The following is a 13,102-nucleotide window of genomic DNA, read 5'->3' on the forward strand; positions in this document are numbered from 1 at the left end:
ACCCAGCGGGAGCAAGCTCCCTCGCCACAGAAACACCGGGCCCTAGACAACAAGAGGATTTTCCCCATGGCTAAAATCGGATTCATCGGCACCGGCATCATGGGCCACCCCATGGCATTGAACCTGCAAAAGGCCGGTCACAGCCTGTTGCTGTCCCAGCACCACGACGCGGCCCCGGCCGACCTGCTGGCCGGCGGCGCGGTGGCGCTGGCCAACCCACGGGAAGTGGCCCAGGAAGCCGAGTTCATCATCGTGATGGTCCCGGACACCCCTCAGGTCGAGGACGTGCTGTTCCGCGCCGATGGCGTGGCAGCTGGCGTCGGCGCGGGCAAGGTGGTGATCGACATGAGTTCGATCTCCCCCACCGCCACCAAGGCGTTCGCGGCGAAGATCAATGAACAAGGCGCGCAGTACCTCGATGCGCCAGTGTCTGGCGGCGAAGTCGGCGCCAAGGCGGCCACCCTGAGCATCATGGTCGGCGGCGACAGCGCGGCGTTCGAACGCGCCCTGCCGCTTTTCCAGGCCATGGGCAAGAACATCACCCTGGTGGGCGGCAACGGCGACGGCCAGACCGCCAAGGTGGCGAACCAGATCATCGTCGCCCTGAACATCCAGGCCGTGGCCGAGGCATTGCTGTTCGCCGCGAAGAACGGCGCCGATCCGGCCAAGGTCCGTGAGGCCCTGATGGGCGGCTTCGCCTCGTCGAAGATCCTGGAAGTGCACGGCGAACGCATGATCAAGGGCACCTTCGACCCAGGCTTCCGCATCAGCCTGCACCAGAAGGACCTGAACCTGGCCCTGCAAGGCGCCCGGGAGTTGAACATCAACCTGCCCAACACCGCCAACGCCCAGCAAGTGTTCAGCACCTGCGCGGCCCTCGGCGGCGGCAACTGGGATCACTCGGCGCTGATCAAGGGCCTAGAGCACATGGCGAATTTCTCGATCCGCGATAACTGATCCACCACAAAACCCTGTGGGAGCGAGCTTGCTCGCGAAGGTGTGTCAGCCACACATATGCCGTCTGGCACACCGCCTTCGCGAGCAAGCCCGCTCCCACAAGGGTTTCGCGCTGAATTCGAATAACAAGAACTCCGGGAGCCCGCCATGTCGGTCGATCCGCAACAATTGCTGCGCGAGCTGTTTGCCACGGCCATCGACGCGGCGCATCCGCAGCACGTCCTTGAACAATACCTGCCCCGCGACCGCAGCGGCCGGGTGATCGTCATCGGTGCCGGCAAGGCTGCCGCCGCCATGGCCCAGGTGGTCGAGCGCTGCTGGGAGGGCGAGGTCTCGGGCCTGGTGGTAACCCGCTACGGCCATGGCGCGCCCTGCGAGAAAATCGAAGTGGTGGAAGCCGCCCACCCGGTGCCCGATGCAGCCGGCCTGGCGGTTGCCCGGCGAGTGCTGGAACTGGTCAGTCACCTGACCGAGGACGACCGGGTGATTCTCCTGCTGTCCGGTGGAGGCTCGGCATTGCTGGCACTGCCCGCGGCCGGCATCACCCTGGCCGACAAGCAATCGATCAACAAGGCCCTGCTCAAGTCCGGCGCCACCATCGGCGAGATGAACTGCGTGCGCAAGCACCTCTCGGCGATCAAGGGCGGGCGCCTGGGCAAGGCCTGCTGGCCGGCAACGGTCTACACCTATGCGATTTCCGATGTGCCCGGGGACCTCGCCACGGTCATCGCCTCCGGCCCTACCGTGGCCGATCCGAGCACCTCCGCCGAGGCCCTAGCGATCCTCAAGCGTTACCACATCGAGGTCCCCGCCTCCGTGCGCACCTGGCTGCAAAGCCCGGAGTCGGAAACCGTCAAGCCTGGCGACCCGAGCCTGGCCCGCAGCCATTTCCAGCTGATCGCCCGGCCCCAGCAGTCCCTCGAAGCCGCGGCCGTGAAAGCCCGTCAGGCCGGCTTCAGCCCGTTGATCCTCGGCGACCTGGAAGGCGAATCCCGGGAGGTGGCGAAGGTCCATGCCGGCATCGCCCGGCAGATCGCCCTGCACGGCCAGCCCTTGCCGGCCCCGTGCGTGATCCTGTCCGGCGGCGAAACCACGGTCACCGTGCGCGGCCATGGCCGGGGTGGCCGCAATGCCGAATTCCTCCTGAGCCTGACCGACAACCTCAAGGGGTATCCCGGCATCTATGCCCTGGCCGGCGACACCGACGGCATCGACGGCTCCGAGGACAACGCCGGCGCCCTCATGACCCCGGACAGCTATCGCCGCGCCGCCGAACTGGGCCTGAACGCCAGCGATGAATTGGACGACAACAACGGCTACGGCTACTTCGCCGCGCTGGACGGGCTGATCATCACCGAGCCGACCCGCACCAACGTCAACGACTTTCGCGCCATCCTGATTCTCGAGGCCCCCAAACATGACGCCTGACAAGAAGGTCAAGATCCTCGCCACACTCGGCCCCGCGACCCGTGGCATCGATGACATCCGCGACCTGGTGCAGGCCGGCGTGAACATCTTCCGCCTGAACTTCAGCCACGGCGACCACGCCGATCACGCCCAGCGCTACCGCTGGATTCGTGACGTCGAACGGCAGTTGAACTACCCGCTGGGTATCCTGATGGACCTGCAAGGCCCGAAACTGCGGGTCGGCCAGTTTGCCGACGGCAAGGTGCTGCTGCAACGCGGCCAGGCCCTGCGCCTGGACATGGACCCAACGCCGGGCGATCAACGCCGGGTCAACCTGCCCCACCCGGAAATCATCGCGGCCCTGGAGCCCGGCATGGACCTGCTGCTGGACGACGGCAAGTTGCGCCTGCGGGTGACGGCCCGACACAGCGACGCCATCGACACCGAAGTGCTCAACGGCGGCGAGCTGTCCGACCGCAAGGGCGTGAATGTGCCCCAGGCCGTGCTCGACCTGAGTCCGCTGACCCAAAAGGACCGGCGCGACTTGAGCTTCGGCCTGGAGCTTGGCGTGGACTGGGTGGCACTGTCGTTCGTCCAGCGTCCCGACGACATCCGCGAAGCCCGGGCCCTGATCGGGGACAAGGCGTTCCTGATGGCGAAGATCGAGAAACCATCGGCGGTGAACCAACTGCGGGAAATCGCTGAACTGTGCGACGCGATCATGGTTGCCCGCGGTGACCTGGGCGTCGAAGTGCCAGCCGAAAGCGTGCCGCAGATCCAGAAAAGCATCATCGGCACTTGCCGCGCCCTCGGCAAACCGGTGGTGGTCGCCACGCAGATGCTCGAGTCGATGCGGTTCTCGCCGGCGCCGACCCGCGCCGAGGTCACCGATGTGGCCAACGCCGTGGCCGAAGGGGCCGACGCGGTGATGCTCTCGGCGGAAACCGCGTCGGGCGACTACCCCCTCGAGGCGGTGCAGATGATGAGCAAGATCATCCGCCAGGTGGAAAACGGCCCCGACTACCCGGCGCAACTGGACGTCAGCCGGCCGAAAGCCGAGGCCACGGTGTCGGACGCCATCAGTTGTGCCATCCGCCGCATCAGCAGCATCCTGCCGGTGGCGGTGCTGGTGAACTACAGCGAGTCGGGCGCCTCCAGCCTGCGGGCGGCGCGGGAGCGGCCAACGGTGCCGATCCTCAACCTCACGCCGAATCTCGCCGCCGCGCGCCGCCTGACGGTGGCCTGGGGCGTGCACTCGGTGGTCAACGACCGGCTGCGGCAAGTGGACGAGGTCTGCTCCACCGCCCTGGAAATCGCCCAGGCCCAAGGCATGGCCCAGCGTGGCGACACCCTGCTGATCACCGCAGGCGTGCCGTTCGGGCAACCGGGGTCGACCAACTCGTTGCGTATCGAGACGTTGATCTAGCGCCTGTACTGGCCTCTTCGCGAGCAAGCCCGCTCCCACAAGGACGTCACCGCCCCGTGGTAAGTGATGGACCTTGAGTAAACAGCGTTACGCTCCGATAGGGGCTTGGTGAACGCTGCGGCGGGCTTGCTCGCGAAGGGATCACCCTGGTTTAGCAGACACACAACCATGCCCAACACCCACTGCCCCGACTGGGCCACCGCCCTGCTCAACGGCTTCAGCCAGATTTTCCTCCAGCGCCATCCCCTGTGCGGCCTGTTGTGCCTGCTGGCGATCCTGCTTGGCGCCCCGGCCTTGTTCGCAGGGGCGTTGCTCGGCGGCGTGGCCGGGTTGCTCACGGCCCAGCGGCGCGGCTACCCCAAGGCGGATCGGCAAGCCGGACTGTTCAGCTACAACGGCATCCTGCTGGGGTTGTTGTTGGGCCTCACCTTGCCCGGGTCCATCCTGTTGCCGCCGTTGGTCATCGCCGGCGGCGGTCTCGGCGCGATGCTGACCCAGCAATGGCTCAAGCGAACCCGCAGCCCCCGCAGCCTGCTCGCCTACACAGCGCCGTTCGTGGGACTGGGCTGGCTGCTGCTGGCGTTCGCCACGCCGCCAGCGTCGCCCCCCCCGGCGGCCCTGACGTTGCCCAACCTGCTGGCCGCGCCGTTGAACGGATTGAGCCAGGTCATGCTGCTCGACGGCCCATGGGCCGGGGCACTGATTGCCCTGGGCCTGTTGCTCGCCAACCGACGCGCCGCAGGCTGGGCCCTGTTCGGTTCGGTCGCCGGCCTGGGCGGCGCCCTGCTGCACCCTGACCACGCCGCCGCCCTGTCCGGCCTGGCCGGCTACAATCCGGCGCTGGTGGCTTTGGCCCTCAGCCCGCACCGCCGCCGGCCGTGGCTGCCGTTGACGGGCATCCTGCTGGCGATCCTGCTCACGCCGGGCTTCGGCGCCCTCGGCCTGGCGCCGCTGACGGCCCCTTTCATCCTGGCCTGCTGGCTGGTCCAGGCCAGCCGTCGCACCTGGCACCAGGCCCGTCTCGATGCTGCGCCTTGCGCTCTGCGGGGCAATCACCCTAGGCTTCGCTGATTCCGAGATCAGGCGATGGGTATGGACAGCAACAACAATTGGCGTGAACGCCTCTACATCATGATTTTCCAGACCGACACCGTGGCCGGCCGGCGTTTCGACAGCACCTTGTTGTTGATCATCCTCGCCAGCCTGGTGATCGTGATGCTCGACAGCATCGACAGCGTGCATCAGGACTATGCGTCCGTGCTGGCCGGCATCGAATGGGGCTTTACCTTCATCTTCATCGTCGAGTACGGCTTGCGCCTGTATTGCTCGCCCAAGCCGCTGCGCTATGCCTTCAGTTTCTATGGGCTGGTGGATCTGCTGGCGATCGTGCCGGGGATCCTGGCGCTGTACTACAGCGATGCCCAGTACCTGCTGATCATTCGTATCATCCGCATGCTGCGGATCTTCCGCGTGCTCAAGCTCAGCCCCTACCTCAAGCAGGCCAACTACCTGATGGCGGCATTGCGGGGCAGCAAGCAGAAGATCATCGTGTTCCTGGTCAGCGTCTCGACCCTGGTGACGGTGTTCGGCACCTTGATGTATGTCATCGAAGGCCCCGAGCACGGCTTCACCAGCATTCCCAAGGGCATCTATTGGGCTATCGTGACACTGACCACCGTGGGCTTCGGCGACATCGTGCCCAAGACGCCGCTGGGCCAGGTGGTGTCCTCCATGGTGATGATCACGGGTTACTCGATCATCGCCGTGCCCACCGGCATTTTCACCGCCGAACTGGCCACCGCCATGCGCGGCGATCAGCTCAAGCATGACTGCCCGGTGTGCAACAAGAACAGCCATGAACAGGCGGCGGCCTTTTGTGCCCGTTGTGGCAACGCGCTGTTCAAGAAATTGGAATAAGCAAAGTACTTTTAAATGCTTGAAGACCTATGCGCTTGCGGCTAGTTTGCCCGGCACTCCCCGTCCCAATAAAAAGGAATTCGCAGTGAAGAACTTCTTTGGCGCCTCCCTTCTCGCCGCCGGCCTGGCCTTCGGCAACCTGGCCCATGGCGCCCCGACCCTGCTCAACGTTTCCTACGACGTGATGCGCGATTTCTACAAGGACTACAACGCGGCCTTCCAGAAACACTGGCAAGCCGAGCACAACGAAAACATCGCCGTGCAGATGTCCTTCGGCGGCTCCAGCAAGCAGGCGCGCTCAGTGATCGACGGGTTGCCGGCGGATGTCATCACCATGAACATGGCCACCGACATCAACGCCCTGGCGGACAACGGCAAGCTGGTCCCGGACAACTGGGTCACCCGCCTGCCGAACAACAGCGCCCCGTTCACCTCGGCCACGGTGTTCATCGTGCGCAAGGGCAACCCCAAGGCGCTGAAAGACTGGCCCGACCTGCTCAAGGACGGCGTGCAGGTGATCGTGCCCAACCCGAAAACCTCCGGCAACGGCCGCTACACCTACCTGTCGGCCTGGGGCTATGTCCTCAAGAACGGCGGTGACGAGAACAAGGCCAAGGACTTCGTCGGCAAGCTGTTCAAGCAGGCACCGGTGCTGGATACCGGCGGCCGCGCCGCCACCACCACGTTCATGACCAACCAGATCGGCGATGTGCTGGTGACCTTTGAAAACGAAGCGGAAATGATCGCCCGGGAGTTCGGCCGCGACCAGTTCGAAGTGGTCTACCCCAGTGTCTCCGCCGAAGCCGAGCCACCGGTGAGCGTGGTGGACAAAGTGGTCGAGAAGAAAGGCTCCCGCGCCGCGGCCGAGGCCTACCTCAAGTACCTCTGGTCGCCGGAAGGCCAGGAAATCGCCGCCGCCAACTACCTGCGCCCACGGGACCCGGCCGTGTTGGCCAAGTACACCGACCGCTTCCCGAAAGTGGATTTCCTGTCGGTGGAAAAGACCTTCGGCGACTGGCGCACCGTGCAGAAGACCCACTTCAATGACGGCGGGATTTTCGACCAGATCTATAGCGGCCAGTAAAGCACCGCAAATCCCCGTGGCGAGGGAGCTTGCTCCCGCTGGAGCGCGCAGCGGTCCCCAGCTTTTTGGGGGCCGCTACGCAGCCCAGCGGGAGCAAGCTCCCTCGCCACGACGATCATCGACACCCGATCGGTCCGCCAGACGATTATCAACACCAGGCATGTCTGTTATCAGCCTCAAAGCCTGTCCCTGGGCGCCATAACGCTTTAGCCTCTCGCCATCCCACCTGTTGACTGACGAGTTTGCCATGAGTGCCCATCCCCCCACCCTGCACGCCGGCGCCAGCCTGACGCGAGGCATGGTCCTGCTCTTTGCCTTCTGCTGTGGCGCCATCGTCGCCAACCTCTACTACGCCCAACCCATCATCGAACTGATCGCCCCCGACGTGGGCCTGAGCAGCACCATGGCCAGCCTGATCGTCTCGCTGACCCAGATCGGTTATGCCCTGGGGTTGTTTTTCCTGGTGCCATTGGGTGACTTGCTGGAAAACCGCCGCCTGATGATCGTCACCACCTTCGTATCGATTGCCAGCCTGCTGGGCGCGGCGTTCACCGACCAGCCCAACGTGTTCCTGCTGGTCTCGCTGCTGGTGGGCTTCAGTTCGGTGTCGGTGCAGGTACTGATCCCCCTGGCGGCGCACCTGGCCCCGGAGCAAACCCGCGGGCGTGTCGTGGGCGGCATCATGGGCGGCTTGCTGCTGGGGATACTGCTGGCGCGGCCGGTGGCGAGCGTGGTGGCCGACCACTTCGGCTGGCGCGCGATGTTCATGATCGCGGCTGCCTTGATGGCAGCCATCAGCATCGTCCTGGCGCTGACCGTGCCCAAGCGCCAGCCCGACCATCGTGCCTCCTATGGTCAGTTGCTGCGCTCGCTCGGCACCCTGCTACGCCAGCAACCGCTGTTGCGCCAGCGCGCGCTTTACCAGGCCGGCATGTTCGCCACCTTCAGCCTGTTCTGGACCGCCGCGCCGTTGGAGCTGGCACGCAACCATGGCTTGTCCCAGTCCGAAATCGCCTTGTTCGCCCTCGTCGGTGCCCTGGGTGCCATCGCTGCGCCCATTGCCGGTCGCCTGGCGGATGCCGGCCATACCCGCGTGGCTTCGCTGCTGGCGATGCTGTTCGCCAGCCTGAGCTTCCTGCCGGCGTTCATCCATCCGCTCTACAGCGTCATCGGCCTGGCCGTCACCGGCGTGGTCCTGGATTTCTGCGTGCAAATGAACATGGTGCTGGGCCAACGCACCATCTACACCCTCGATGCCAAAAGCCGCAGCCGTCTGAATGCGCTGTACATGACCAGCATCTTCGTCGGTGGCGCGTTCGGTTCATCGATTGCCAGCGCGGTGTACGAACACGGTGGCTGGCTGTGGGTGGTGATTGTCGGCAGTGCATTCCCGCTGCTGGTGCTGCTGAGCTTCTTGAGTGCTTCGCGCAAGGCATCCCTGGCGACGGCTTGAGGATCGAGCGGCAAAAAAAATGCCCGGGCGCCATCGCGACCGGGCATTTTTCATCGAGGGTCAGACCCGTACATTGCCACGCGGCCCGGCGATCGCCCAGATGATCAGGCCCAGCACTGGCAACAGCAGGATCAGCAGCACCCACAGGACTTTCATCCCCACTTCAGCACCGCTCTTGAGCACATTGATGATCGCCCAGATATCGAGCGCCAGGATAATCAGGCCGATCAGGCCATTGAAGGTGGAACCCATGGTGTCGCTCCCTAATAGTGATAGCCACACTTAGGATAGCTGGGCCGCGCCAAGGGTTCCGTTTATTGCCTCAGACGTGGACCGCGACCTTGAGGGCTTCCAGGGCCGGCGCAGCGGCGATGCCCACTTGCGCGCACAATTGCAGCACCCGCGGCACGTCGTCGCCGAACACCAGCACCATCTGCAACTCATCGTCCAGCAGTTGGCTGAAGTTCATCAGCACATAGCCGCCGCTTTCCTTGCTCAGGCTGCTCATCTGGATCTGGATGCGGTTGAGGGCGGTCAGCGCCTCGGTTTTCGCCAGTTGCTTGGGCTTGAGGTTGAACGCCACGCCAGGGCCGAACGAGGCGACGATCTGTTCGAACAGTTCGACGTAGGTGTCGGCCTGGAACAGCACGGTATCCGGCAGGCTGCCCACCACGACCCACTCACCCAGCGGAATCGGGAAGGTGTCGTCGTAGTTGACGTCCGGATTGGCCGCCAGGAAAGCCGCCGGATCGGCGTAGGCCTGGGCCGCTTCGTCGGCGATTCGCGCAATGTCAGCCTCGCCGAGGCAGCCGGAGCTGATTTTGCTGATGAGTTCGACGAGGGCGGCTTTCATGGGGTGGGTCCTGTGGATGAGGGGATGCGAGGGCGCGCAGGATACTCCATCGCGTCCCTGGCGTCAGGCAGTTGTGGCGAGGGAGCTTGCTCCCGTTGGGCTGCGAAGCAGCCCTGGCGTCAGCGCTCGTAATCCAACAGAGGTGCCCCGTTCATTTGCGTTACGACTGCTACGCAGCCGAGCGGGAGCAAGCTCCCTCGCCACACAATCAACGGCCTGCGCCCCCAACCGCCAGTACCGTCCGAGGCGTCAGCCCAACAACTTCTCCAACTGCGCCGTCGTGTCCACCGCGCCCATGGTCCGGGCGGCGTCCAGGGCCGAGGCGCCGTTGGCGTCCTTGGCTCGCGGATCGGCCCCCTTGCTGATCAGGTAGTCGACGATTTCCACTCGATTGAACATCGCCGCCATCATCAACGCGGTGCGACCGTCGAAGGATGAGCCCTCCACCTGCGCGCCACCGTCCACCAGCGCCGACACCACGGCCAGGTCGCCCTTGAACGCCGCGCCGGCAATCGGGCTCTGGCCGTTATCGTTGCGCACTTCCGGGTCGGCCTTGTGTTCCAGCAAGACTTTTACCGTTTCCACATGCCCGTGGTAGGCGGCCAGCATCAGCAAGGTGTCGCCCTTGTGGTTGCGCAGGTTGGGCGGCAGGCCCTTGCTCAGCAACGCAGCCATCATGGCGGCGTCACCCTGGCGGGCGACGTTGAACACCTGCTCGGCAAACTCCGCAGCCTCTTCCGGGGTCATCTGGCGGCTTGTATCGGACATGGGTCACTCCCTTTGGGCATTCGCAAAGCGGCTAGTTTCCCGACGGACCCGGACCCTGTCATCCCTTTTTTCTCTGTACCGCCGATAGCCAGGATCAATAGCGCCATTGCCCGCCCTGGATCTGGTCGGCCAGCGACCGGTCCACCCGCACGTAGGTCGTGGTGCCGGGCAGCCACGCATAGACCGGCTCGTCACCGGTGACGCAAGGGTCGAACGCTTCAGCCTTGAGGCGAGTCTTCTGGTACTTGAAGGTGCAGGTGGTGTCCATTTTCACCTTGATGCGCAGGAACAGTGGCACCGCGTACGCCGGCAACTTGCCGTGCAGGAATTGCAGCAGCTCGCTGAAATCCAGGGTCGCCAGGGATTCGGACGGGGTAATCGCCGCCATGCCGGCCCGGCCGTTGGTACCCTGGATCTCCACGCCATAGGCCACCGCCTCGGCCACTTGCGGATGTTGCAGCAGCACGTTTTCCACTTCCGTGGTGGAGACGTTCTCGCCCTTCCAGCGGTACGTGTCGCCGAGGCGATCGACGAACTGCCCATGGCCGAAGCCGATGTTGCGCAGCAGGTCGCCGGTGTTGAAGTAACGATCGCCAGGCGCGAAGACATCCCGGTAGATGATCTTCTCGGTCTTGGCCGGGTCGGTGTAGCCGTCCAGCGGTGCCTTGTCGTCGATCCGTGCCAGCAACAGGCCCGGTTGGCCCTTGGGGACTTTCTGCATGCGCCCTTGCAGGTTGCGCAAAGGCAGGCCGCTGTCGTGGTCGTATTGCACCAGCTCCCAGCCCATCAGCGAGAAGCCGACCGTGTTGTCGAAATTCAGGACGTTGGTGAAGCCGATGTTGCCGTCGCTGGCCGCGTACAGCTCGCAGACGTGTTCGACACCAAAGCGCGACTTGAAGGTTGACCAGGCCCCCGGTCGCAAGCCGTTGCCGACCATTTTCTTCACCCCGTGCCGGCGGTCCTCGCTGCCGGCAGGCTGGTCGATCAGGTAACGGCACAGCTCGCCGACATAGCCCAGGGTGGTCGCCCGGTAACGACGCACATCGTTCCAGAACTGGCTGGCGCTGAACTTGCGCCGGATCGCCAGGGCCGAGGCTCCGCAGATCGCCGCGCCCCAGCACACGCACAGGCCCGTGGCGTGGTACAGCGGCAAGGTGCAATACAGGACATCGTCGGGCTGCATGTCCAGGGCAATCAAACCGAAGCTGGTGGAGGTGCGCATCCAGCGCCCATGGCGAAACACCCCGGCCTTCGGCAAGCCCGTGGTGCCCGAGGTGTAGAGATAGAAGCAAGGGTCGTTGAAGAACACCTGTCGACTGCACGCCGGGTTTTCGGCGCACGCGTCATTGCTGCCAGTCATCAGGTCGACGAACCCGGGCGCAACACCGGCGCTGTCCTCGTCCGCCACCCACCAGGTTCGAGCCTGCGGCAGCCCGACACGGCGGCGCACGTCGTCGAACGCCGCGACCCGTTCCTCGCCCACCACGATGGCGACGGGCGCAACGAGGGCCAGGCTGTGTACCAGGGCGTCTCCCACCTGGGCGGTATTGACCATGGCGCTGACTGCGCCGACCTTCGCCACCGCCAGCACGGTGATCAACAACTGGGGCCGGTTCTCGATGAACACCGCCACGCAGTCGCCCTTCCCGATGCCCTGCGCCAACAGGTAGTGGGCGATGCGATTGGCCTGCTCATTGACCTGTGCATAACTCAACACGGTATCGCCATACAGCAGCGCCGCGCCCCGGGGGTTGCGTTGGGCGGCCTGTTCGAAGCACCAGCCCAGGCCGCAAGGCTGGGTCGGGTCCTGGACGTTGGCCAACTTCATGCCCTTGACGATTCGCGGCACGACCCTGGCAATGGCGGGCAACTTGCGCAACATCATGCCCCAGGTGATGGCATCGCCGGTTGTCCGACTCATGGTGTTCTTCCCTGTCCGACCCTGTGGGCCTGTTTTTGTGTTGGCGGGGACTGCAGCTCGATTGCGCTCGAAAGTACGCCTGGGCTAGCGACGCTGTACATGCGGTTTTTGCAATGTTTTGTATCTGCAAAACAGCCGCAGGCGAAGCGGGAGCGCCGGGAGGGCAATTGGTTCCCAAAAAGTTGGTTCCACCCCGCAAAATGCAGGATGCACGATGGCTATTCATGCAAGATGCACGAAACCAAAAATCGAATATTTTTTTAAGCTGTTGTTTTTAAAGTATTTTTTAAATCAAGCGAGGCTGGCACAGACACTGCAACTACCCCTCCACGGTTTGCTAACAAGACCATGGAGCAGTCAAATATGAACATGATTCAAGAGAAGTTCGCGTCCCTGTTTTCCAACTATGAAGTGACCACCCAAGCCCGCCCGGATGGCGGCATCCTGCTGACCTTGCGCAACAGCGAAGGCAAACTGTTCAAGCGCACGATTTCCTATGCCCAGCTGCATGCCGGCGACCAGCTGTCTTGGGCCATCAGCGCAATCCGCCGCGACCTGGCCGAACAAGCCAGCGAGTTGCCACAGATTGCCATGCTGCAAAGCCAGCACCGTTTCGCCCTGCCGACCTATCACAGCGCCTGATCCTGGCCCCTCAGGAACCAGCAGAAACACCCCTTTGTGGGAGCGATCCCGCTCGCGAAGACGGAACATCAGCCAGCCTATCCGCCGACTGACCCACCGCTTTCGAGCAGGCTCGCTCCCACGGTTTTTTAGTCTTCCAGGCGCGGGAACCGGCCGGCAATGTCGTTGCCGGTGAATTGCGCATCGGCGCACTCGGCGTTCGCCAGGCGAAGCGCAATGAAATGCGGTTGCTCGCCCATGTCGAACCAGCGCGGCATTCCAGCCGGCAAGGTAATCAGGTCATTCTTTTCGCACAGCACGGCGTAGACGTAATCGTCGATGTGCAGAGCGAACAGCCCACGACCCGCGACGAAAAATCGTACTTCCTCTTCTGCCTGGCTGTGCTCGTCAAGGAACCGGGCGTGCAGCTCGGCGTCTTGCCGATCCTCACGGGTCACGCGCATGACCTGCACCGAGGCGTAGCCGCGCTCGGTCATCAGGGCATCGATCGAGTGGCTGTAGGCCGCGATGATGTCTTCCTGGCGAGCGCCGGGGGGAATGCTCGCCGCAGGCTGCCACCGATCGAAGCGAACGCCCTGTTCGGCCAGGGTCGCGACGATGTCTTCGAAGTGAGTCAGCACCTTGTTCGGCAGATCGGGGGTCGAGACGTGGTAGACGGACAGGCTGCTCATGAC

The 13,102-nt window shown here is 64.1% G+C and carries 13 protein-coding genes; 8 read left to right on the plus strand and 5 right to left on the minus strand.

Annotated elements, in window-relative coordinates; all coding sequences use genetic code 11:
• Positions 1–66: 66 nt before the first annotated feature.
• From V3H56_RS19645 to V3H56_RS19675, 7 genes are all read left to right on the plus strand, one after another.
• Positions 67–957, plus strand: coding sequence for a 2-hydroxy-3-oxopropionate reductase (locus V3H56_RS19645; RefSeq protein ID WP_042731747.1), 891 nt, complete (start codon positions 67–69; stop codon positions 955–957).
• A gap of 147 nt (positions 958–1,104) precedes the next feature.
• Positions 1,105–2,385, plus strand: a complete 1,281-nt coding sequence (locus V3H56_RS19650) for a glycerate kinase (protein WP_338473776.1) — start codon at positions 1,105–1,107, stop codon at positions 2,383–2,385.
• The gene (pyk, locus tag V3H56_RS19655) at positions 2,375–3,790 is read left to right on the plus strand and encodes a pyruvate kinase (RefSeq protein ID WP_338473777.1); all 1,416 of its coding nucleotides are present in this window, start codon (positions 2,375–2,377) and stop codon (positions 3,788–3,790) included. Before V3H56_RS19650 ends, pyk begins: the two co-directional genes overlap by 11 nt.
• Positions 3,791–3,958: 168 nt before the next feature.
• On the plus strand, positions 3,959–4,861 hold the full coding sequence (locus V3H56_RS19660; protein ID WP_338473778.1) for an urea transporter: 903 nt from the start codon (positions 3,959–3,961) through the stop codon (positions 4,859–4,861).
• A gap of 21 nt (positions 4,862–4,882) precedes the next feature.
• Positions 4,883–5,707, plus strand: a complete 825-nt coding sequence (locus tag V3H56_RS19665) for an ion transporter (protein ID WP_042731743.1) — start codon at positions 4,883–4,885, stop codon at positions 5,705–5,707.
• Between the two features lie 85 nt (positions 5,708–5,792).
• Positions 5,793–6,791, plus strand: a complete 999-nt coding sequence (locus V3H56_RS19670; protein WP_338473779.1) for a sulfate ABC transporter substrate-binding protein — start codon at positions 5,793–5,795, stop codon at positions 6,789–6,791.
• Between the two features lie 247 nt (positions 6,792–7,038).
• Positions 7,039–8,244 carry an MFS transporter gene (locus V3H56_RS19675; RefSeq protein WP_047736467.1) on the plus strand — a complete coding sequence of 402 codons (1,206 nt, stop codon included), beginning with the start codon at positions 7,039–7,041 and terminating at the stop codon, positions 8,242–8,244.
• 60 nt (positions 8,245–8,304) lie between these two features.
• Here the strand turns inward: V3H56_RS19675 and V3H56_RS19680 are convergent, their stop codons facing one another.
• The 4 genes from V3H56_RS19680 to V3H56_RS19695 form a co-directional block, all read right to left on the minus strand.
• Positions 8,305–8,496 (minus strand): PLDc N-terminal domain-containing protein, encoded by a 192-nt coding sequence (locus V3H56_RS19680; protein ID WP_042731740.1) that lies wholly within the window; start codon positions 8,494–8,496, stop codon positions 8,305–8,307.
• A 70-nt stretch (positions 8,497–8,566) separates the two neighbouring features.
• Entirely contained in the window at positions 8,567–9,097 is a 531-nt protein-coding gene (locus V3H56_RS19685; RefSeq protein WP_047736468.1) for a hypothetical protein, read from the minus strand.
• A gap of 249 nt (positions 9,098–9,346) precedes the next feature.
• Positions 9,347–9,865, minus strand: coding sequence for an ankyrin repeat domain-containing protein (locus V3H56_RS19690; RefSeq protein ID WP_042732340.1), 519 nt, complete (start codon positions 9,863–9,865; stop codon positions 9,347–9,349).
• Positions 9,866–9,959: 94 nt separating this feature from the next.
• The gene (locus tag V3H56_RS19695; protein WP_047736469.1) at positions 9,960–11,786 is read right to left on the minus strand and encodes a long-chain-acyl-CoA synthetase; all 1,827 of its coding nucleotides are present in this window, start codon (positions 11,784–11,786) and stop codon (positions 9,960–9,962) included.
• Positions 11,787–12,149: 363 nt separating this feature from the next.
• Between V3H56_RS19695 and V3H56_RS19700 the strand changes: the two genes are divergently transcribed.
• Complete coding sequence (locus V3H56_RS19700; protein WP_042732342.1) at positions 12,150–12,428, plus strand: DUF3509 domain-containing protein; 279 nt, start codon at positions 12,150–12,152, stop codon at positions 12,426–12,428.
• Positions 12,429–12,556: 128 nt separating this feature from the next.
• Here V3H56_RS19700 and V3H56_RS19705 read toward each other — a convergent pair whose 3' ends face one another.
• Positions 12,557–13,099, minus strand: a complete 543-nt coding sequence (locus V3H56_RS19705) for an acireductone dioxygenase (protein WP_047736470.1) — start codon at positions 13,097–13,099, stop codon at positions 12,557–12,559.
• Between the last annotated feature and the right edge of the window lie 3 nt (positions 13,100–13,102).

Source organism: Pseudomonas sp. MS646 (assembly GCF_036693845.1).
Classification (GTDB): domain Bacteria; phylum Pseudomonadota; class Gammaproteobacteria; order Pseudomonadales; family Pseudomonadaceae; genus Aquipseudomonas; species Aquipseudomonas chlororaphis_E.

Excerpts from the sequence above, each read along its gene's own strand:
- V3H56_RS19645 (WP_042731747.1), top strand. The coding sequence starts at position 67 with ATGGCTAAAATCGGATTCATCGGCACCGGCATCATGGGCCACCCCATG.
- V3H56_RS19650 (WP_338473776.1), top strand. The coding sequence starts at position 1,105 with ATGTCGGTCGATCCGCAACAATTGCTGCGCGAGCTGTTTGCCACGGCC.
- pyk (WP_338473777.1), top strand. The coding sequence starts at position 2,375 with ATGACGCCTGACAAGAAGGTCAAGATCCTCGCCACACTCGGCCCCGCG.
- V3H56_RS19660 (WP_338473778.1), top strand. The coding sequence starts at position 3,959 with ATGCCCAACACCCACTGCCCCGACTGGGCCACCGCCCTGCTCAACGGC.
- V3H56_RS19665 (WP_042731743.1), top strand. The coding sequence starts at position 4,883 with ATGGACAGCAACAACAATTGGCGTGAACGCCTCTACATCATGATTTTC.
- V3H56_RS19675 (WP_047736467.1), top strand. The coding sequence starts at position 7,039 with ATGAGTGCCCATCCCCCCACCCTGCACGCCGGCGCCAGCCTGACGCGA.
- V3H56_RS19680 (WP_042731740.1), bottom strand. The coding sequence starts at position 8,496 with ATGGGTTCCACCTTCAATGGCCTGATCGGCCTGATTATCCTGGCGCTC.
- V3H56_RS19685 (WP_047736468.1), bottom strand. The coding sequence starts at position 9,097 with ATGAAAGCCGCCCTCGTCGAACTCATCAGCAAAATCAGCTCCGGCTGC.
- V3H56_RS19690 (WP_042732340.1), bottom strand. The coding sequence starts at position 9,865 with ATGTCCGATACAAGCCGCCAGATGACCCCGGAAGAGGCTGCGGAGTTT.
- V3H56_RS19695 (WP_047736469.1), bottom strand. The coding sequence starts at position 11,786 with ATGAGTCGGACAACCGGCGATGCCATCACCTGGGGCATGATGTTGCGC.
- V3H56_RS19700 (WP_042732342.1), top strand. The coding sequence starts at position 12,150 with ATGAACATGATTCAAGAGAAGTTCGCGTCCCTGTTTTCCAACTATGAA.
- V3H56_RS19705 (WP_047736470.1), bottom strand. The coding sequence starts at position 13,099 with ATGAGCAGCCTGTCCGTCTACCACGTCTCGACCCCCGATCTGCCGAAC.